The organism is Halorubrum saccharovorum DSM 1137 (assembly GCF_000337915.1).
Lineage (GTDB): Archaea > Halobacteriota > Halobacteria > Halobacteriales > Haloferacaceae > Halorubrum > Halorubrum saccharovorum.
The window spans coordinates 1-19,276 of sequence record NZ_AOJE01000065.1 but is presented as its reverse complement, the minus strand read 5'-3'; the positions used below and the strand labels follow the sequence as shown (position 1 = coordinate 19,276).

At 68.1% G+C, this 19,276-nt stretch carries 17 protein-coding genes and 1 pseudogene; 3 read left to right on the top strand and 15 right to left on the bottom strand.

Features of this window, described 5'->3' with window-relative positions:
- Positions 1-197 precede the first annotated feature (197 nt).
- The 4 genes from C471_RS13270 to alaS all read right to left on the bottom strand — a co-directional run bounded on the left by C471_RS13270 (position 198) and on the right by alaS (position 6,597).
- Positions 198-2,099, bottom strand: coding sequence for a PINc/VapC family ATPase (locus C471_RS13270; RefSeq protein WP_004049847.1), 1,902 nt, complete (start codon positions 2,097-2,099; stop codon positions 198-200).
- Between the two features lie 79 nt (positions 2,100-2,178).
- On the bottom strand, positions 2,179-2,895 hold the full coding sequence (locus tag C471_RS13265) for a type 1 glutamine amidotransferase (protein ID WP_004049846.1): 717 nt from the start codon (positions 2,893-2,895) through the stop codon (positions 2,179-2,181).
- 95 nt (positions 2,896-2,990) lie between these two features.
- Entirely contained in the window at positions 2,991-3,797 is an 807-nt protein-coding gene (locus tag C471_RS13260; RefSeq protein ID WP_004049844.1) for an alpha/beta fold hydrolase, read from the bottom strand.
- A 19-nt stretch (positions 3,798-3,816) separates the two neighbouring features.
- Positions 3,817-6,597, bottom strand: a complete 2,781-nt coding sequence (gene alaS, locus C471_RS13255) for an alanine--tRNA ligase (protein ID WP_004049842.1) — start codon at positions 6,595-6,597, stop codon at positions 3,817-3,819.
- Positions 6,598-6,786: 189 nt separating this feature from the next.
- On the opposite strand from alaS, the gene C471_RS13250 reads away from it, so the two are divergent.
- The 3 genes from C471_RS13250 to C471_RS13240 all read left to right on the top strand — a co-directional run bounded on the left by C471_RS13250 (position 6,787) and on the right by C471_RS13240 (position 9,299).
- A complete protein-coding gene (locus C471_RS13250; RefSeq protein WP_004049840.1) occupies positions 6,787-8,700 on the top strand; it encodes a receiver/sensor box histidine kinase in 1,914 nt (637 codons plus the stop codon).
- A 90-nt stretch (positions 8,701-8,790) separates the two neighbouring features.
- Complete coding sequence (gene srp19, locus C471_RS13245) at positions 8,791-9,069, top strand: signal recognition particle subunit SRP19 (RefSeq protein ID WP_004049838.1); 279 nt, start codon at positions 8,791-8,793, stop codon at positions 9,067-9,069.
- 2 nt (positions 9,070-9,071) lie between these two features.
- On the top strand, positions 9,072-9,299 hold the full coding sequence (locus C471_RS13240; RefSeq protein ID WP_004049836.1) for an H/ACA ribonucleoprotein complex subunit GAR1: 228 nt from the start codon (positions 9,072-9,074) through the stop codon (positions 9,297-9,299).
- Positions 9,300-9,305: 6 nt separating this feature from the next.
- Here the strand turns inward: C471_RS13240 and C471_RS13235 are convergent, their stop codons facing one another.
- The 11 genes and pseudogenes from C471_RS13235 to C471_RS13185 form a co-directional block, all read right to left on the bottom strand.
- Positions 9,306-9,665, bottom strand: coding sequence for a hypothetical protein (locus tag C471_RS13235; RefSeq protein ID WP_004049835.1), 360 nt, complete (start codon positions 9,663-9,665; stop codon positions 9,306-9,308).
- A gap of 95 nt (positions 9,666-9,760) precedes the next feature.
- On the bottom strand, positions 9,761-11,272 hold the full coding sequence (locus tag C471_RS13230; RefSeq protein ID WP_004049833.1) for an NADH-quinone oxidoreductase subunit N: 1,512 nt from the start codon (positions 11,270-11,272) through the stop codon (positions 9,761-9,763).
- Positions 11,265-12,797 carry a complex I subunit 4 family protein gene (locus C471_RS13225; protein WP_193366127.1) on the bottom strand — a complete coding sequence of 511 codons (1,533 nt, stop codon included), beginning with the start codon at positions 12,795-12,797 and terminating at the stop codon, positions 11,265-11,267. Before C471_RS13225 ends, C471_RS13230 begins: the two co-directional genes overlap by 8 nt.
- A complete protein-coding gene (gene nuoL / locus C471_RS13220) occupies positions 12,794-14,836 on the bottom strand; it encodes an NADH-quinone oxidoreductase subunit L (RefSeq protein WP_004049829.1) in 2,043 nt (680 codons plus the stop codon). Before nuoL ends, C471_RS13225 begins: the two co-directional genes overlap by 4 nt.
- A 1-nt stretch (position 14,837) precedes the next feature.
- The gene (nuoK, locus tag C471_RS13215) at positions 14,838-15,158 is read right to left on the bottom strand and encodes an NADH-quinone oxidoreductase subunit NuoK (RefSeq protein WP_004049827.1); all 321 of its coding nucleotides are present in this window, start codon (positions 15,156-15,158) and stop codon (positions 14,838-14,840) included.
- The gene (locus C471_RS13210; protein ID WP_049909407.1) at positions 15,158-15,514 is read right to left on the bottom strand and encodes a hypothetical protein; all 357 of its coding nucleotides are present in this window, start codon (positions 15,512-15,514) and stop codon (positions 15,158-15,160) included. The genes nuoK and C471_RS13210 overlap by 1 nt, the downstream gene beginning before the upstream one ends.
- Entirely contained in the window at positions 15,511-15,777 is a 267-nt protein-coding gene (locus tag C471_RS13205) for an NADH-quinone oxidoreductase subunit J (RefSeq protein WP_004049822.1), read from the bottom strand. The genes C471_RS13210 and C471_RS13205 overlap by 4 nt, the downstream gene beginning before the upstream one ends.
- Before the next feature lie 49 nt (positions 15,778-15,826).
- Positions 15,827-16,288: a NuoI/complex I 23 kDa subunit family protein gene (locus C471_RS13200; protein ID WP_004049816.1), complete on the bottom strand. Its 462-nt coding sequence runs from the start codon at positions 16,286-16,288 to the stop codon at positions 15,827-15,829.
- Position 16,289: 1 nt separating this feature from the next.
- Positions 16,290-17,363 (bottom strand): complex I subunit 1/NuoH family protein, encoded by a 1,074-nt coding sequence (locus C471_RS13195; RefSeq protein ID WP_004049814.1) that lies wholly within the window; start codon positions 17,361-17,363, stop codon positions 16,290-16,292.
- Positions 17,363-19,093, bottom strand: coding sequence for an NADH-quinone oxidoreductase subunit D-related protein (locus tag C471_RS13190; protein WP_004049813.1), 1,731 nt, complete (start codon positions 19,091-19,093; stop codon positions 17,363-17,365). Before C471_RS13190 ends, C471_RS13195 begins: the two co-directional genes overlap by 1 nt.
- A pseudogene (locus C471_RS13185) lies at positions 19,090-19,276 on the bottom strand (NADH-quinone oxidoreductase subunit B); the annotation flags it as partial. The pseudogene C471_RS13185 and the gene C471_RS13190, both read right to left, overlap by 4 nt.

The window sequence follows — 19,276 nt, the reverse complement described above, 5'->3', positions numbered from 1 at the left end:
CGTTATCTTTCAGGAGGAATACGCACGACGATCGTCGAATCGGCTCGCGTCGAACGACGGCGGCGCAGTCGGACGGTTTGCGGGATCCGCGACGGCTAACGGCGTCGATCGCGCCCGAAACAGGCGCGGAAACGCGACGATCAGCGAGACGCCCGGGTGGCAGCGAGACGCCGGGCAATCAGCGAGACGCCGGGCAATCAGCGAGCCGGCACGACAGTCACGGTGCGTTTCCGGTCGATCGCGTCCTCCAGCTCCTCGGCGATCGCGGAGCCGCGGGACACCTGCACCTCGCCGCCGCGCCCGACGGTGGCGGTGAAGAGGTACTCGCCGTCCGCGCGCACCTCGACCGTCTCGCCGACGCCCGCGTCGACATCGATGACGACGTGTCGGGAGGTGATCTCGGGGGTCACGACGGTGCCGCGCTCCTCGCCGACCTGCCCGCCCCGACCGCCGCCCTGGCCGTTCGCGCCGCGCCCGTCGCCGCCCGAACCGCCCCCGCGACCGCTCGGCTTCTCGTCGTGGGTGCGGACGTCGATCTCGATGCCGAGCCGGTTCTCGATGTCGCTGATGCGGCCGCCGCCCTTGCCGATGACGGTGCCGATGTCGCCCTCTGAGACGTACACCACCGCCTCGTCGTTCCCCTTGAGCTCGACATCGACGTGGCCGTGCGCGACCGACTTGATCTCGCGTTCGATCTCCTGTTTCGCGATCCGCCCGACACCGGTCTCCGACTCGGCCTCGCCGCCGTCCTCGTTCAGTGGGACCGTGACGACCTGCCGGTTGAACGTGTAGATCTCGTACTCCGGCCGCCCCGTCTCGAAGTTCGACACCTGGATGACCGGGCGCGCGAGGTCCTCGGCGGTGAGCCCCGCAGGCACCTTCACCTCCGTGGTCACGTCGTAGACGGTGTGGACCTCGCCGGCCTCGATGTACACGACCGTGTCGACGATCTGCGGGATCATCCCGAGCTCGACGCGGCCGACGAGCCGCTGGAGCGCGTCGATGGCGCGCGAGGCGTGGACGACGCCGACCATCCCGACGCCGGCCATCCGCATGTCCGAGAACACCTCGAAGTCGTTCGTTTTCCGGACCTCGTCGTAGATGGTGTAGTCAGGCCGAACGAGGAGGAGGGAGTCGGCCGTGTTCTCCATCTCGCCGCCGAGCGCGCCGTACTGGGTGATCTCCGGACCGACCTGCAGGTCCCGCGGCTTCTCCATCGTCTTCACCGCGTAGTCGCTATCGTTGAGGAACTCCGCGACCGCCTGCGCGAACGTCGACTTCCCGGCGCCTGGCGACCCGGAGATGAGCACGCCGCGCTTCCGCTCTTGAAACCGCTCGCGAAGCTCGTCGGCGAACTCGTAGTCGTCGAGCGTCGTCTTCGCGATCGGTCTGACGGCCGTGATCTCGATCCCGTCCGCGAACGGCGGCCGAGCGACCGCGATCCGGTAGTTGCGGAACTGGACGATGTCCATCCCGTCGTCGGAGAGCTCGATGAATCCCTCGTTGGACTGCCGGGCCAGATCGGTGATGGCGGTGGCCCACTCGTCCATCTGCGCCTCGCTCGTCTCCTGTTCGTCGACGACCTCGTACCGCATCTCGCCGAGGGCCCCGCGCTTCGCCTTCGGCTTCGTCCCCGTCTTGAGGTGGACCGACATCGTCTCGTCGGTGAACAAGTGCTGGATCGGCAGCTCGTCGACGACCCCCCGGGCGACCGGCTCGACGTACTCGACATCGATCCCCTTCGCGCGGGCGACCTCGGCCTGCACGACGTCGCTGGAGAGGAGCGTGGCGTCGCGGTCGGCGGCGATGTCGCGGATCAGCGCGTCCACGTCGCCCTCGTGGGCGTGCGAGCGGGCGTCGCCGCCGGCGCGCTCGCCGACGTACTCCAGTTCGATCGTTCCCTCGTCGGCGAAGTCGGCGAGCCGCTTGAGCTCGCTCAGCCCGTCCCAGCCCGATTCGAGCCCGTCGTTGGCCTGCGACTCCAGCTCGCCGACGACGGCCTCCGGGACGAGCACCGTCGCCGCCGCGTAGGTCCCGTCCTCGACGCGTTCGGACACGCGGCCGTCGACGACCGCACTGGTGTCCGGTACTACGTTCATACCGTGATTCCGGGCGGGAACCGTATAAGCGTGTTCGACCCGGGCGGCTCCCGCGCCGCCGCCGGCTCGTCTCGGCGACTCAGTCGCCGGCGGCCGCAGCGGAATTCCGGTCAGTCTTCAGCCGCCGGGCGTACGCGACGAAGTTGTCGAACAGAGGTTTCGCCTCGCAGGCGGCGTCGTAGGCCTCGGGCGTGATCTCGGAGAGCACCGAATCGACGCGGGCGTCGCCGAGGCGCTCGCGTTTCCCTTCGGTGACCTCTCGCGCCGTCTCGATGTCGTACTCGGGGTGGAACTGGACGCCCCAGCAGTGGCCGTCGCGGAACGCGTGGACGCCGTGGTCGTTCTCGGCGAGCAGGGTCGCGCTCGGCGGGAGATCGACGACCGTGTCGCCGTGCGTCGTGAAGACGGTGAACGTCTCGTCGACTCCCGCGAACAGCTCGTCGTCGCCGCGGCGGCGAACCTCGTTGTACCCGATCTCGAACTCGTCCATCCCGGCGACGCGCCCGCCGAGCGCCTCGGCGACCACCTGGTGGCCGTAACAGACGCCGAGCACCGGGAGGCCGGCGTCGGCGGCCTTGGCGACGTAGTCGACGAGCGACGGGATCCACTCCTCGTCCCAGTAGACGGACGAGCGCGATCCGGTGACCACGACGCCGTCGAACTCGGTGTGGTCGGGGAGGTGCCCGTCGCTGGCCGAGAACTCGACGAGGTCGGCGTCGAGCTCCCGACGGAAGTTCCGCCGGGTGTTCGCGCCGTCGTGGGCGGCGTTCAGCAGGGCGAACCGGAGCCGTGTCATTGGGCGCTTCGAGGCGCGACGGGGCAAAAACGGTTGCGGCGGCGGGAAGCGCTACCGGCGTCGAGGAGCGGCGATGTCGGTCGCCCTCCCCCCGCTCACTCCGAGAAGGGGTCCGCGGCGTGCTCCGCGAGCCAGCCGACGAGGGCGTCGTTGACCGCGGCGGACGCCTCCACCCCGACGAAGTGGCGCGCGCCCGCGACCGAGTGGAGCTCGCCCCGCGGGAGCCCCTCCGCGAGCCCCTCCGCCGCCGTCTTCGGACAGACGCCGTCCTCGGCGCCGTGGACGACGAGCGTCGGGGTCGTGAGCTCGTAGAGCCGATCGGAGAGATCGAACCCCTCGACCGCCGCGCGGTGGGCCTCGAACGTCTCGCGGCCGGCGTCCTCGCCGAGCCGCCACTCGACGATCCGCGAGAGCACGTCGGGGTGCGTCTCGCGGAACGACTCCGAGAGCAGCCCGTTCAGCGACCCCTTCACCGCGGTCGGGTTCGACGGATCGGCCCAGACGCCGTCGGGGTTGTAGGCGTCGCCCGCGGGCGGCGTCCCGACCACCGAGAGGCTCGCCGGACGCGACGAGGCGAGCGCGTACGCGAGCGCGACCATCCCGCCGAGCCCGTATCCGACGAGGTGGGCGTTCCGGACTCCCTCCGCGGCGCACACCGCGTCCACGTCGCTCGCGAGCGCTTCGACGGTGTACGGCCCCGACGGCGCGTCCGATCGACCGACGCCCCGCGTCTCGGGCGTGATCACCGTGTGCGGGCCCGCGAGCGCGGCGTGTTGCCAGCCGAACTGCCACGCGCCGAGCCCCACGTCGCCGCAGAACACGACCGCCTCGTCGGGGTCGCCGGCGTCGGGAGCGTCCACTTCGTACCGGATCTCGACGCCGGCGTTGTTCGCGTGGGGCATGGAGAACTGTCGGGAGGAGTCAGGCCTCCTGTAGGTTGCGAAGGACGTCCGGCGCCGCGTCGAGCGCGTCGTCGAGCGCGTCCGCGTCCGGGCCGCCGCCCTGCGCGAAGTCCGGCGGCCCGCCGCCACCCCCGCCGACGCGGCCGGCGAGCTCCGAGACCACCTGTCCGGCGTTCACGTCGACGTCGTCCGGGACGCCGACCACGAAGCTCGCGGAGCCGTCCGCCCCGCTGCCGACGACCGCGACCTTGCCGTCGTCGACGTGGGCGTTCGCCGTCGCGCGCAGCTCGTCGGCGTCGCCGTCGAGCCGCTGGATCACCGCGGTGACACCGCCGATATCCACCTCCTCGGCGTCGGCGCCGCCGGAGGCGCGCGCCGCCGCGAGCTCCTCTTTGAGCGACTCGATCTCCTTGCCGCGCGCCTTCCACTCGTCGAAGAACCGCTCGGCCGTCTCGGGCACGTCGAGCGGGTCGACGTCGAGCGCCTCGGCCGCGTCGTACAGCGCGTCCTCCGTGCGCTGGGTCGCCTCGATCGCCGCGCCGCCCGCGGCGAACACGATCCGCTCGACGCCGTCTTGAACCGGCTCCGTCTTCAACACCTTCACCGCGCCGATCTCGCCGGTTCGCTCGACGTGGGTGCCGGCGCAGGCCTGCACATCCTCGTCGCCGACGTGGATCAGCCGGATGTTCGTTCCCGGCGGGACCCCGCCCTGATACAAGTCGAAGCCGTGTTCGGCCTCCGCCTCGTTGCGGTCGGGCCACTCCTGGCGTACGGGCACGTCGTCGCGGACGAGATCGTTGGCGACGCGTTCGATCTCTTTGACCTGATCGCGGGTGATCCGCTCGAAGTGACGCACGTCGAGCCGGGAGGAGTCGGTCCCCTTCTGTGCGCCCGCCTGTCGGACGTGATCGCCGAGCACCTCGCGAGCGGCGTGGCCGATCAGGTGCGTCGCGGTGTGGTGCGCGCGCAGCCGGTCGCGGCGGTCGCCGTCGACCTGTCCCTTGACGAACTCCCCCTTTCCGGGGTCGGCGTCGGTGCGATGGAGCACGACGCCGTCGCGCTCCTGGACGTCGACCACGTCGACGGTCGTCTCGCCGACGGTGAGCTGGCCACGATCGGCCGGCTGTCCGCCGCCCTCGGGGTAGAACATCGTCTGGTCTAACACCACGTCGTACCCCTCCTCGCGCTCGAACACGTCGAGGACGACGGCCTCGAACTCGGTGCGTCCCTGATCGTCGTAGAACAGTTTCTCCGTCTCGGGGAGGTCGTCGAACCGGTCGTCGCGCTCGGCGCCCTCTCCCTCGCCGTCCTCCTCCTCGTGGCGGTCGGCGACGAGCGCGTAGAAGTCGTCGGGCACGTCGACGGTCGCGCCTCGCTCCTCGGCGATGTCGGCGACCATGTCCGGCTGTATCCCGTGGGAGTCGTACAGCTCCAAGAGCGCCTCCGTCGGGATCGGCTCGCCCGTGCCGGCGTACTCGTCCGCGAGCGACTCAACCTTTCGGGAGCCGCGTTCGAGCGTCTTGCGGTACTTCCGCTCTTCGGTACGGACGATCTCGCGGATGGTGTCGCGGTTCTCGTAGCCGAGCCGCTCGGCCTGCATGTCGACCAGCTCGTCGAGCGGGGCGTCGACGCCGACCTCGTCGACGAGCCGCTTCGTGCGTCGCAGCACCATCCGGGCGAGGTAGCCCGTCCCGACGTTCGAGGGGACGATGCCGTCACCGAACATGTACGCGAGCGTCCGCGAGTGATCGGCGATCGCGTAGATCGATTCGAGCGGTTCGACCAGCTCGCGGAGCCGGTCGACGTCGACGTCGAGCCGATCGGCGATGTCGCCGCGGGCGGCCTCCACGTCGTCCACGTCGTCGATGTCGAGCCGACCGGAGAGCTTCGCGGCGCGGTGGACGAGCCGCTGTTCTTCTTCCGTGCGTTCGATCCCCGCATTCTCCTTGAGGAAGTCGATCGCGTCGGGGTACACCGCTTCGTACACCGTCGCCGTCCCCTGGCTCATCCACGTCCACCGTTCGAGCCCGTAGCCGGTGTCGACGATGTACGTGTCCATGAACGAGTACGTATGCCCGTCCTTCATCTCGTAGTCGCCGTCGGGGTCCCGCTCCATGCACATGAAGACGAGCGTCGCCAGCTCGGCGCCCTTGTAGATGACCTCGATCGCGGGACCGGCGTTGCCGCCGCCGACCCACGGGTCCTCGATGTAGGTGATCTCCTCTAAGTCCGCGCCGAGGCTCTCGAACAGCTCGTCGCAGTACTCGACGGTCTCGTCTTTCCAGTACACCTCCCCGTGGTAGGCGTACTCGTCCTCGTCGACCTCCTCGCGCGTGTTGAACGCGTGGTGGGCCATCATCTCGAAGGCCATCGTGTGCCGACCCGTCTTGCCGACGTTGTCGATGTCCTGCATCCGGATGCAGGGCTGTGAGATGGTGAGGGGGTTCGCGGGAGGCGGGGTCTGTCCCGACGTGACCAGCGGCTGGAAGTCGTAGATCGACGCCTGGGTCAAGAGCACGTCGTCGCGCCAGCGGTTCGCCGCGACCGGATACGGGTCGATCCGCTCGTGGCCGTGCTCCTCGAAGAAGGAAAGGAAGGCCTCGCGCATCTCGGAGAGCGAGTGCGCCTCCGGAAAGCCCGGATCGTCGATAAAGCTGTAGTCCTCACAGGGCGGCTCGCCGCACAGTTCGCGGTCGGCGTCGCGGGTCCAGAAGTGCGCGCCGCAGGAGGGACACTCCTTTCGCTCGAACCCCTCCTCTTCGAAGTAGTCGAGACGGTACTCCGCTTCGAGATCGCTCATTACTGGAACGTGACCCGTGTTCCTCCAAAAGGGTTCCGGGGTGTCTCGCGACCACTCCACGAGCGTTGAGTGGGTGCTCCTCGCGTCCCGCTACCACGCGCTTTCCCTCCGGACGACCGGTCCTCGGTTCCGGAGAAACCGACGACGGAAGGAAAATTTATCCGCGTTCCAGTCGTATCTCTCGGTAGAGTGAAGACAGAGTCCAGCGGGCGACCGTCCGTTCTCGTTCTTGCCCGCGACCCGGACGAGGCGGCCGACGTGGCCGACGCGTTGGAAAGCGTCACCGCCGCTCCCGCGTCCGTCGACGCCACCGACTCGCCACCGTCCGTCGACAGCACCGACCCGACACCGTCCGTCGACGACCTCACGGCGGCGGACGTGGCGGTCGTCCTCGACGCCGAGGGACTCGACGCCGTCCGCGGTCGCGACCGGTTTTGCCGCGTGGTCGCGTTCGTCGACGACCCCGCCTCGGAGCCGGCGACCGACCCGGTCGTCGACGCGATCTCGACCACTCCGGCGGACCTCGACGCGACGCTCCGGTGGCTCGCAGGCAGAGACGAGTCGGGGATCGACCGCGACGATCCGACGCGCACGCCCTCGCGGATCGAGCAGCTCAACGCGGAGGTGACCCGGCTCGCGTCGGTCAGATCCGTCGAAGAGGCCCATCGAACCGCGATCGCCGTCTCCGACGAGGTGTTCCCGGAACACCACTGTGTCGTCGGAGTCCGCGACGGGGAGTGGGTCGAGCCGATAGCGGCCTCGTCCGAGGTTTCGGTCGAGGACTGCGACCGCGTTCGAGTCGGGCGCGGCGCAGTCGGGACCGCTGTCGAGACCGGCGAGCCGGTGGTCGAGTCCCGGACTGCGGAGGCGGTCCCCCACCGGACGCTCCTCTCGCTTCCGGTCGGCGACGACACGGTGCTCCAGCTCGCGAGCGACGAAGACGGGTTCGACGCGAGCGACCGGCGGCTCGCGGAGCTGCTCGCGTCCCACGTCGAGGAGACCCTCGACCGGATCCGGGTCGACGAGGCGCTGCGGGCCGAGCGCGATCACCTGCTCGCGCTGTTCTCGAACGTCCCCGACCCGGCGATCGCCTACGATTACGTCGACGGAGATCCGGTTTTTCACCGGGTCAACGACGCCTTCGAAGAGACGTTCGGCTACGACGCAGAGCGCGTGATCGGCGAGTCCGTCGACGACTTCATCGTCCCCCCCACCGACGAGGCCGAATCCGAGGCGATGGAACTCAACGAACGGCTTCGACGCGGCGAGAACGTCCGGAAGGAAGTGACCCGCGAGACCGCAGACGGCTACAGACATTTCATCCTCCACGTCGTGCCGATCCGGCTCGACGACGAGAACGTCTCGGGGTACGCCATCTACACCGACGTGACGGAGCGGCGCGAGCGCGAGGCGGCACTGGAGCGCCAGAACGAGCGGCTCGACGAGTTCGCCTCGATTGTCTCGCACGATCTCCGGAATCCGCTTTCCGTCGCAGAGGGGTACGTCGACCTCGCGATCGAGACCGGCGAGACGAGCCAGCTCGAAAAGGCGGCCGAGGCGCTGGGGCGCATGGACGAGCTCGTCGGCGACCTGCTCTCGCTGGCCCGACAGGGGGAGTCGGTGGGCGAGACGAGTCCCGTTTCGATCGGGGCGCTCGCGAGGGACGCCTGGGACAGCGTCGACACGGGCGACGCCGAACTCGTCGTCGACGGCGACGTGACGATCGACGCGAACGCGACCCGCACGCGAGAGCTGCTGGAGAACGTGTTCCGGAACAGCGTGGAACACGGCCGGTGTCCCGCGAACGAGAACGGTGATGGCGACGCCCCCCTCACCGTGCGCGTCGGAGCGGCGGCGTTTCGCGGCGACGACTCGGAGACGGAAGGCGGCTTCTTCGTCGAGGACGACGGGCGCGGGCTCCCAGAGGTCGAGCGCGACCGCGTGTTCGAGAGCGGATTCACGACCGAGGAGAACGGAACCGGCCTCGGGCTCGCGATCACGAAGCGGATCGCCGACGCGCACGGGTGGAAAGTGCGCGCGCTGTCCGGCGACTCCGGCGGCGCCAGGTTCGAGTTCAAGACCTCGTCAGTGACCCACGACTGAAGTCGTGGGCATCCTCCTTGGTCCTCTGTGAGCGCCCCGGGTCGAACCGGTCCGAAACGACCTTACGCCGCGCGCTCGCCTCTCCGGTATATGGTCGAGAACGTCGTCTATCCCGCGTACTTCGACGCCGACCGATCGCGGTCGGAGGGACGCCGCGTCCCGATGGACCTCGCGATCGAGGAACCCACCGTCGACGAGATCGCGAAGGCCGTCCAACAGGTCGGCTACGACGCGGTGATCGAACGCGAGAAGACCTACTCCCGGGAGTTCGAGCCGCGCGGAGCGGTGGTCGTGCGGGGCACCGAAGACACCGCGAAAAACGACCTCGTGCAGGCGATCGCCGCCTATCTCGGAGTCATCCGAGAGTGACGATGCGCCGCGTGGGCACGGTCGTCCGAACCGCCGGCGGGCTCGCCATCGCGCGCGCAGAGGCGGGCGCGGAGCCGCCTCGGATCGGCTCGTCCGTGGTCGACGAGTCGCTCGCGACGGTCGGCCGCGTCGTCGACGTGTTCGGTCCCGTCGATCGCCCCTACGTGGCGGTGACGCCGAGCGACGACGACCTCGCGGCCCTCGTCGGCGGGAAGCTGTACGCGCGCTGATACTCCCTACTCGGGGATCGGCGACTCGGCGCCGGCGTCGGCGCTTTCGTCTTCGTCCCCGTCGCCCTCGTCTCCGTCGCCCTCGTCGCCGTTACTCTCCACGACGGCGAAGTCCTCGATCGTCTTCGTCGAGCGGGCGAGCCGCTCGGCGACGACCAGCTTCTCCGTCCGCTCGAGTCGCTCCCAGTCGAGCTCGTCCGGCGGCGACTCCTCGAACGCCCGGAACTGCTGATACGCCGCCTCGTTGACGAACCGCTCGAACGACTCGCAGTTCGGGCAGGTCACCGACAGGTGCGAGGTGTCGAACTCGCGGTCGATCGTGTGTTCGAGGCAGTTCAGACAGCGGTACGTTCGAGTTCTGCTCACGGATCGACGGAAGCGACGGACGCGCTAATACCTGCGGGTACCGGTTCGGAGAACGGAGACCGAAAGCGGAAGCGCCGCGAGGGCGCGTCGAGCCGTTAGAACAGCGCCGACGCCGCGGCCTCGGCGGTCTCGATGACCGGCCCGAAGCCGGGTAGGAGTAGCACCGTCGCGACCGCCGCGAAGACGACCGCGGCGTACAGCCCGGTCGGCCGCACGTCGATCGCGTCCAGCGAACTCGACGACGCGGGGTCGTCGATGAACAGCGCCTTCACGACTCGGCTGTAGTAGTACAGCGAGACGACGCTGTTGACGGCGCCGAACGCCGCCAGCCACAGGAAGCCGTTGTCGATGGCGCCCATGAACAGGAAGTACTTCGAGAAGAACCCGGCGAACGGCGGGAGCCCGGCGAGCGAGAACATGAAGACGGCCATCGCCGTCGAGGCGACGGGAGCGCGCCGCGCGAGGCCGGCGTAGTCCTCGAAGGTCCGGCCGACGCCCCACCGCTCCGCCATCGCGACGAAGAGGAACGCGCCGGTGTTCATGAACCCGTAGACGAGCAGGTGCGCCATCGCGGCGCCCATCACGGCGCCGTTAGCGCCACCGTCCTGCGAGAGCGCCGCGACGCCGATGAGCACGTAGCCGGCGTGCCCGATGGAGGAGTACGCGAGCATGCGCTTGACCTCCTCCTGAACGGCCGCCGCGAAGTTACCGAGCGTCATCGTCACGGCCGCGAGGATACCGAACGCTAGCACCCAGTCGATGCCGGCGGTGAGCGACGCGCCCACCGGGAACGCCTCGGTGAACAGGCGGAACGCGACCACGAAGCCGGCCGCCTTCGAGGCGGACGAGAGGAACGCGCTCACCGGTGCGGGCGCGCCCTCGTACGCCTCCGGCGCCCAGAAGTGGAACGGAACGGAGGCGGTCTTGTACGCGACGCCGCCGACGATCATCACGATCCCGAGGCCCGCGACGCCGGCGAGGCCGTCGAGCGAGCCGATCCCCTCGGCGACGCCGCTGAACAGCAGCGATCCGGTCGCCGCGTACACAAGCGAGATCCCGAACAGGAAGATGGCGGAGGAGAGCGCGCCGACGAGGAAGTACTTCATCCCCGCCTCGACGCTCCCGCGATTCTGCTTGAGGTACGCGACGAGCACGTACGACGGCAGCGACACCATCTCCAAGGCGACGAAGACGACCGCGAGCGAGTTCGCGGCCGCGAGCAGCGTCATCCCGGTCGCCGCGAACACGACGAGCGAGTAGAACGCGGCCGGGCTCTCGTGGTCGTGGAAGTAGTCGTGGGCCGCGACGACGACCAGCGCCGTCACGGACGCGAAGATGGCGGCGAAGAACAGCGCCATCGTGTCCACCTTGATCGCCTCGGCGAACAGGGTGATCGCGCCGCCGGTGTCCGTGCTCCCGGTGCCCGAAACGACCAGCCAGACGCTCGCCGCGAGCGCAGCGAGCGAACCGACCGCTCCGACGACCGCCATCGAGGTGTTCGACCGCGCGTCGGGGCTGATCGTGTCGACGAGCAGCAGCGCGAGCCCGGTGAATCCGAGCAGGAACACGGGCAACAGCGCCGCGACCTGCGGAAGCGTGTTAACCATCGACGGTCACCCCCTCGACCACGGGAACGGCAGCGTCACGGATCATCTCGAAGAAGATGTCGGGCGCGACGCCGAGCACGATGATCGCCACCAGCAACACCGCGAGCGGGGCGACGTCGTGGAACGGCGCGGGACCCACGTCGTAGTCGGTCTCGAGCTCGAAGGGCCCGAACAGCGTGCTCTGCATCGCCGACAGCAGGTAGCCGGCGACGATGACGATACCGAACATCGCCAGCGCCGTGAAGATCGGCGCGTACGGCAGCGCCGGGGCGGCGAAGGAGCCCACGAAGATGAAGAACTCACCGGCGAAGCCGGCCATCAGCGGGAGCCCCATGTACCCGAACGCGCCGGCGACGAGGATGCCCACCGCGACGGGCATCCGGTCGGCCATGCCGGACATGTCGCCGACCATCCGCGTGTGCGTCGCGTTGTAGATGACGCCGACCGCCATGAACATCAGCCCCGAGATGAGGCCGTGCGCGACCATCTGGAACGTCGCGCCGCCGACGCCGTACTCGGTGAACACGATTAATCCGAGGATGACGTACCCCATCGACGAGACGGAGGAGTACGCGACGATCCGCTTGAGATCCTTCTGGGCCAGCGCCAGCATCGCGCCGTAGATGACGCTGATGACGGCGACTGCGGCGATCGGAATCGCGAGTGCGGACGCCTGATCCGGAAGCATCGTGAAGTTGAACCGGAGCAGCGCGTACGTCCCCATCTTCAGGAGCACGCCCGCCAGCAGCACCGACACCGGCGTCGGCGCCTCGACGTGGGCGTCGGGCAGCCAGGTGTGGAACGGGACGATCGGGACCTTCACCGCGAACCCGAGGAACATCGCGAGGAACGCGACCATCGCGATCCGGTCCGGCGAGATGTTGAACCACGTGCCGAGACCGCCGTCGGCGATCGCCTGCGTGATCTCCGGCAGCGCGAACGAGCTCACGGAGTCACCGAGCGCGAACGTCAGCGACATGAACCCGATGAACATCAGCAGCGACGCCGCGTTCGTGTAGACGAAGAACTTGATCGCGGCGTACTTCCGGCGGGGACCGCCCCAGATACCGATGAGGAAGTACATCGGCACCAGCACGGCCTCCCAGAAGACGAACCAGAGGAAGAAGTCGAGCGCGGTGAACACGCCGAGCAGGTTCGCCTCCATGAACAGCATGAGCCCGTAGAACTGGCTCTGCCTGGCGTCGATCGGCGTCCACGCGCTCACGATCGCGAGCGGGACGAGGAACGTCGTGAGCACGACGAGCGGGAGGCTGATCCCGTCGACGCCGACGAACCACGACACGGTCCGTCCGCCGACCTCCAGCCACTCGATCTGGGTCGCGTACGCGATATCGCCGCCCGTGAGGGCGTTGCCGGCGCCGTCGAAGCCGGACCAGAGGGACAGCGCCCCGGCGAACGGAAGCAGACTGAACGCGAACGCCAGCCGGCCTGCCCACTCGTCGGGGGCGAGCAGCACGAGGAGCGCGGCCACGAACGTGAACCCGATGAGGGCTTCGATCATCATAGGAACCACCCCCCGGTCACGCCGAGCGCGAGAAGCAACGCGACGAGCCCCAGCGTGAGCAGCGTGGCGTACTGCGAGACCACGCCGCTCTGGAGCCGGCGGATCCGGCTCCCGCCGAAGAGACTCACCGACGAGACGCCGTTAACGACGCCGTCGATGATCCCCTGATCGAAGGTGTTCGCCCCGCCGGCGACGTCCTCGGTGCGATACGCGAGCCATACCTGCAGTTCGTCCAAGTAGTAGTTGTTGTACAGCACGTCTTTGATCCCGCCGAGCTTCGCCGTGTGCTCCGTCGGCGACGGAACGTTGTAGAGCCGCCAAGCGACGAGGAGCCCCGCCAGCGCCAAGCCGAGCGAGACGGCCGCGCCGACGAGCACCGTACCGACCTCGCCGCCGACGAGGTAGCCGCTACTGTACGGCCCGATGTCGGCGTAGTGGTGCGAGGAGAGCCCCTCGATGCCGCCCCAGTGGTTGTCGAGCCAGAGGTGGAGCAGGTCGATCCCCTCCAGTCCGAGGACCTTCTGCACCGGAACCATGTTGATGAATCCGGTGACCGCCGCGAGCACGCCCAGCACCGTCAGCGGCCCCTTCACGTTCCAGCGAACGGGCTCCGGATCGCGTGCGGTGTCGGTCCGAGGCTCGCCGTGGAAGGTCAGGAACACCATCCGGAAGGTGTAGAAGGCGGTGACGGGGACCGCGAGCAGCCCCATCAGGTAGCCGCCGAGCAGCAGCGGATCGTTGAGCCCGTGGACGAGCGCCTCGTAGAGGATCTCGTCTTTCGACCAGAAGCCGGCGAACGGGAAGATGCCCGCGAGCGCGAGCGAACCGGCGAGGAACGTGTAGTACGTCACCGGCATCTTCGACTTCAACCCGCCCATGTCCCACATGTCCTCGTTGTGGTGCATCGCGATGATCACCGCACCGGCGCCGAGGAACAGCAGGGCCTTGAAGAAGGCGTGAGTGGTCAGGTGGAAGACCGCGGCCACGTACCCGCCCGCGCCGAGCGCGAGCATCATGTAGCCGTACTGCGAGATGGTGGAGTACGCGAGCACCTGCTTCAGCTCGTCTTTCACGAGCCCCATCGTCGCCGCGAACAGCGCGGTGAAGCCGCCGATGAAGGCGATCACCGCGAGCGTCGTCGGCGTCAGCGCGTAGAACCCATACATGCGCGCGACGAGGTAGACGCCGGCCGCCACCATCGTCGCGGCGTGAATCAGCGCGGAGACGGGCGTCGGACCCTCCATCGCGTCGGGGAGCCACGTGTGCAGCGGGAACTGCGCCGACTTCCCGACGACGCCGCCCAGCACGAGCAGGCCGACGACGGTGAGCCACGTCTGCAGTTCGACGCCGCCCGGCGTCCACGCGACCGAGCCCTCTCCGGCGAGCGCCGCCTCGGCGAGCACCGGGAACGACTCCGCGCCGGCGAACTGCGCGGTGCCGAACGTCGCGAGCACGGCGACGACGCCGACCAGGAAGAAGTAGTCCCCGAACCGCGTGACGAGGAACGCCTTCTTCGCCGCCGACGGCGGACCGGGCTCCCGGAAGTGGAAGCCGATGAGCAGGTACGAGCAGAGCCCGACCAGCTCGAAGAACATGAACGCCATCAGTAGGTTGTCGGCGACGACGAACCCGAGCATCGAGGCCGTGAACAGGCCGAGCCCGGCGTAGTACCGGGGGAGCCCCGTCTCGCCCTCGTCGTTCATGTAGCCGAGCGAGAACACGTGGACTAAGAGCGCCACGAGCGTCACGATGACGAGCATGAGCGCCGACAGCGGGTCGACCAGGATCCCGAAGGACAGTTCGATGTCCGTCGGACCGATGCCGCCCGCGTCCGCCCACGTGTAGAGGGTGCGGTTCGCCGCCTCCCCGCCCGCCACCGTCGCGAGCACCCACAGCGAGAGCAGGAACGACCCCGCTGTCGCCGCGATGCCGCCGAAGGCGCCGCCCTTCGGGAGGTGCTTGCCGACACCGAGGGCGATCAGGAACGAGAAGAACGGGAGGAGAACGATCGCCGGAACGTATGAGAACACGTCTATCATGTTACCACCTCATCTCCGTTGGAACGGTCACGTCCGTGACGCCGAAGTTGCGGTACAACACGAGGATGATGCCGATCCCGATCGCGACCTCCGCGGCCGCGAGCGCGATGACGAACAGGGCGAACACCTGTCCCGTGAGGTCACCGTAGTACAGCGCGAACGCGACGAAGTTGATGTTCGCGGCGTTCATCATGAGCTCGACGCTCATGAGGAAGTACAGCGCGTCGCGCCGCGTGAGAACGCCGAACAGGCCGATACAGAACACGGCGGTGGCCAGCAGCAGGTACCACTCGGGCGGGATCGAGGAAGCGACGGCGGTCATTACCGTTCACCCCCCTCTCGCCCGCCGTCGGTGAGCGCCTCGCCCACCGCGGCGACGATGGAGCCGTCCTCCTCGCGTTTCGCCAGGTAAACGGCGCCGTCGACGGCCACGTCGAGCGCGACCGCCGCGATCAGGAACGCGGCGAGGAAGCCCTCCGACGGCACCGAGCCGAGCTCGTACTCGCCCAGGTTGAAGAGGGCGTACCCGATGTTGTGGACGATCGACGCGTCCGCCGGGAACGCCGCGACCTCGCCGAAGTCGGCCGACAGCACCGTCAGGGCCAGTACGGCGAACAGGAGTCCGACCGCGATTGCGGGCACGAGACGCCCGCGGCTTCGGGAGTCATCGTTACTCATGCGCTATTCACCTCCGTTTCCGTGTCCGATCGCGTGAGCATCACGGCGAACGTGACGAGAATCAAGACCCCGCCCACGTAGACGAGGATCTGCATGGCGGCGATAAACTCCGCCTGCAGCATCACGTAGTGCACCGCGACGCTCGTCAGGGCACCGCCCAGAAGCAACGCGGCGTGGAACACGTCGCGCGCCAGGACAACCCCGAGGCCGAACGCCAGCGTGACCGCGGCGAACAGCCCGAACGCGATGGTAGCATAAACCATTGTGTTTGTCTCCTATGAGAGTCCCTTTGAAGATTTCGAGACGCGCCCGCTACTGGTAGTCGACCTCGCCGTCTCCCTCCCCGATCCACGCGCCGCGATCGGGGTTCCGGGACTCCAGCGGGTCGATTCCCTTGTACCACGGGACGTTCTTGAGCTGTTCTTTGTTGTACACGAAGTCGTCTTTCGTGTCCGCGGTGAACTCGAAGTTCTGCGTCAGCAGGATGGCGTCAACGGGACAGACCTCCTCGCAGAGCCGGCAGTAGATGCACTGCCCGATGTGGAGGTTGTACTGCTCGCCGTTGCGCTGGTCGTCCTGGACGATCTGGATCGTATCGTTCGGGCAGACGTTCTCGCACTGCCGACACCAGATACACCGCTCCTGACTGAACTTGTGGACGCCGCGGAAGCGCGGGCTCACCTCGGGCGCGTCCTCCGGGTATTCCACCGTGAACGTCTTCCCGTCGAGCGCGTGCTTCATCGTCGTCGCCATGGATTTCATGAGTCCGATCATGTTACGCGATCACCCCCACGATTACGGCCGTGAGCACCAGGTTCGCGAACGACAGCACCAGCATTCCCTTCCAGCCGATCTCGATCAGCTGGTCGATCCGGACGCGAGGTATCGCCGCGCGGGCCCACTGCGTGAACAGGAAGAAGCCCCAGACCTTCACCACGAACCAGATGAAGCTGATGCTCTCCGGACCCGGGCCGGACGCCCCACCGAGGAACGTCACGGTGAGGATCGCACCGCCGAGGAAGATGTGAACGAACTCGCCGAGGTAAAACAGGACGAAGTACGCCGAGGAGTACTCCGTCTGGTACCCCGCGACGATCTCCGTCGGCGCCTCGGGGATGTCGAACGGGTTCCGTCCGATCTCCGCCATGTTCGCCGTGAGGAACAGCACGAACGCGAACGGGTTCACGAACGCGTACCACGACGGAATCGAGACCCCGGCGATCGTCACGAGCGTCCCCGTCTGCGCCCCGACGACGCCGCTTATCTGGAGCGTCCCAGCGAAGATCACGACCGACATCGCGGTGACGATGAGCGGGATCTCGTACGCGAGGTTCTGCGCGACGGCGCGGAGCCCGCCGAGAAGTGAGTACTTGTTGTTCGACGCGTAGCCCGCCATCACCAGCGAGACCGAGGCGATGGACGCGAACGCGAACACCAGCGCCAGCCCGGCCTCGGGGTCGGCGAGGTGGATGTTCAGCGGGCCGATCCGACCCATCGGGATCACGGAGAACCCGAGCATCGCCGACGCCGGCAGGACGATCGGGGCGAGGTCCCACGTCGGGCGGTCGACGCCCTCGGGGATGATGAGCTCCTTTGCGAGCAGCTGGACCGCCGCCGCCGGAATGATGAGCAGCCCGTAGGGCCCGATCCGGTCGACCGCGATCCGGTCGGTGAACGCGGCCGTGATCTTCCGTTTCGCCCACGGCCCGGCGACGCCGGAGAACGCGAGGATGATGTTCGCGACGAGCGCCGCCCCGATCAGCGAGGCGACGACGTCGCCGAGGACGCTGTCGATCCCGAACGCGTCGACGAGGAACTCGGGGAACAGCTGTGCGGGCGCCGTCCCCATCAGCGGTCCACCTCCCCGAGAACGATGTCCAGGCTACCGAGCGCGGCGACCACGTCGGGGATGTACTCCCCGTTCGCCATCTCCGGGAGCGTCTGGAGGTTCGAGAAGCAGGGCGATCGGATCTTGAACCGCGCGGGCTTGTCCGTGCCGTCCGCGCGGATGTAGATGCCGAGTTCGCCCTTGGCGCCCTCGACGGCGCGGTAGATCTCGGTGTCGTCGTCGGGCCGCAGCGTGCGCGGCACGTTCGCCTGGATGTTCCGCTCGTCTTCGGGCCAGTCCTCGAGCAGGTCGACGCACTGCTCGATGATCTTCGCGGACTCCTCGACCTCGCGCATCCGGACGAGCAGGCGGCTGAAGTTGTCGCAGCCGTCCTCGGTGACCACGTCCCAGTCGAGCTCGTCGTAGTACCCGTACGGGTCGTCNTTGTCGCAGCCGTCCTCGGTGACCACGTCCCAGTCGAGCTCGTCGTAGTACCCGTACGGGTCGTCGCGGCGCAGGTCGTAGTCGACCCCCGACCCGCGGGCGACGGGGCCGGTGGCGCCGTAGTTCTTCGCGACCTCCGGCGGGAGGACGCCCGTGTCGATCGTCCGCATCTGGAAGATCTCGTTGGAGGTGATGAGGTTGTGGTACTCCTCGATCGACTCCGGGAGCTGGTCGAGGAAGTCCCGCGTGTTCGAGAAGAACTCCTCGCGCGGCTCCGGCAGGTCCCAGACGACGCCGCCGAGCCGGAAGTAGTTGAACATCAGCCGCTGGCCCGTCAGATCCTCCAGGAGGTTTTGAACGCGCTCGCGGTCGTTGATGGCGTACATGAACGTCGCCGTGAAGTCGCCGTTGATGTCGAGCGCGAACGTGGCGAGCGCGAGCATGTGCGCCGCGATCCGGCACATCTCCGCGCCCATCGTGCGGATGACCTGCGCGTACTCGGGGACCTCGATGTCGGCGAGGTCCTCGGCCGCCCGCGCGTACGCCCACTCGTTGAGCAGGCCCGCCGAGATGTAGTCCCAGCGGTCGGGGTACGGCATGATCTGGTGGCGGTACGTCCCGTTCTGGGCCATCTGCTCCTCGCTGCGGTGGAGGTAGCCGATGTCGGGCTCGACGTCGACGACCTGCTCGCCGTCGAGCGTCGTCTTCAGGTGGAGCACGCCGTGAGTCGCCGGGTGGTGCGGCCCGATGTTGAGGAACATCGTGTCGGACTCGGCGTCCTTGTGATGCTCCTGCAACGGGTTCGCGTGCTCCGGCAGCGTGGCGATCTGCGGCCGGTCCTTGTCGTAGTCCATCGACAGGGGGTGTCCCTGCCACGTCTCGGGTAGCAGGATCCGGCGCAGGTCGGGGTGGCCGTCGTACTCGACCCCGATCAGGTCGTATGCCTCGCGCTCGTGCCAGTCGGCGGTGCGGAACACGGGCTCGGCCGACTCCGAGACCGGATTGTCCTTGTCGGCGGGAACGACGACGCTGACCTCCTGAGTCGGGTCGTCGAACTTCTTCAGGTGGTAGATCGACTCGTACCGGTTCTCGTACTCCTGTGCGGAGACCACCGAAAGGTGGTCGTACCCCGCCTGTTCTTTCAGGATCGAGAGCGTCTCCTGGACGGTGTCGGGCCGGATGACGAACCCGGGCGCGTTCAGGTGGTCGTCGCGGTCGACGACGAGGTCGCCCAAGAGCGCCTCCAGCTCGTCGGGAGTGCGCTCGACGGCCCCGTCGTCGACGGTGTCTGGTCGTTCGAGGCTCATGGCGAATCAGCGAAGTTGTACCGCATGACGAGTTCGTCGTCCTCGATCTGGTCGGCGAGCTTGTCGACGAGCTCGTCGCGTTCGAGGTCGGAGAACTCCTCCAGTTCGTACGGCTTCACCGTGACGGGCGCGGCCTCGCCGTTGGCGACGCGCTCCTGCAGCTGTCTCTTATACACATCTCCT

Excerpts from the sequence above, each read along its gene's own strand:
- C471_RS13225 (WP_193366127.1), bottom strand. The coding sequence starts at position 12,797 with ATGATGATCGAAGCCCTCATCGGGTTCACGTTCGTGGCCGCGCTCCTC.
- C471_RS13240 (WP_004049836.1), top strand. The coding sequence starts at position 9,072 with ATGCGCCGCGTGGGCACGGTCGTCCGAACCGCCGGCGGGCTCGCCATC.
- C471_RS13230 (WP_004049833.1), bottom strand. The coding sequence starts at position 11,272 with ATGGTTAACACGCTTCCGCAGGTCGCGGCGCTGTTGCCCGTGTTCCTG.
- C471_RS13270 (WP_004049847.1), bottom strand. The coding sequence starts at position 2,099 with ATGAACGTAGTACCGGACACCAGTGCGGTCGTCGACGGCCGCGTGTCC.
- C471_RS13265 (WP_004049846.1), bottom strand. The coding sequence starts at position 2,895 with ATGACACGGCTCCGGTTCGCCCTGCTGAACGCCGCCCACGACGGCGCG.
- C471_RS13195 (WP_004049814.1), bottom strand. The coding sequence starts at position 17,363 with ATGGGGACGGCGCCCGCACAGCTGTTCCCCGAGTTCCTCGTCGACGCG.
- alaS (WP_004049842.1), bottom strand. The coding sequence starts at position 6,597 with ATGAGCGATCTCGAAGCGGAGTACCGTCTCGACTACTTCGAAGAGGAG.
- C471_RS13210 (WP_049909407.1), bottom strand. The coding sequence starts at position 15,514 with ATGAGTAACGATGACTCCCGAAGCCGCGGGCGTCTCGTGCCCGCAATC.
- C471_RS13260 (WP_004049844.1), bottom strand. The coding sequence starts at position 3,797 with ATGCCCCACGCGAACAACGCCGGCGTCGAGATCCGGTACGAAGTGGAC.
- C471_RS13205 (WP_004049822.1), bottom strand. The coding sequence starts at position 15,777 with ATGGTTTATGCTACCATCGCGTTCGGGCTGTTCGCCGCGGTCACGCTG.
- nuoK (WP_004049827.1), bottom strand. The coding sequence starts at position 15,158 with ATGACCGCCGTCGCTTCCTCGATCCCGCCCGAGTGGTACCTGCTGCTG.
- C471_RS13200 (WP_004049816.1), bottom strand. The coding sequence starts at position 16,288 with ATGATCGGACTCATGAAATCCATGGCGACGACGATGAAGCACGCGCTC.
- srp19 (WP_004049838.1), top strand. The coding sequence starts at position 8,791 with ATGGTCGAGAACGTCGTCTATCCCGCGTACTTCGACGCCGACCGATCG.
- nuoL (WP_004049829.1), bottom strand. The coding sequence starts at position 14,836 with ATGATAGACGTGTTCTCATACGTTCCGGCGATCGTTCTCCTCCCGTTC.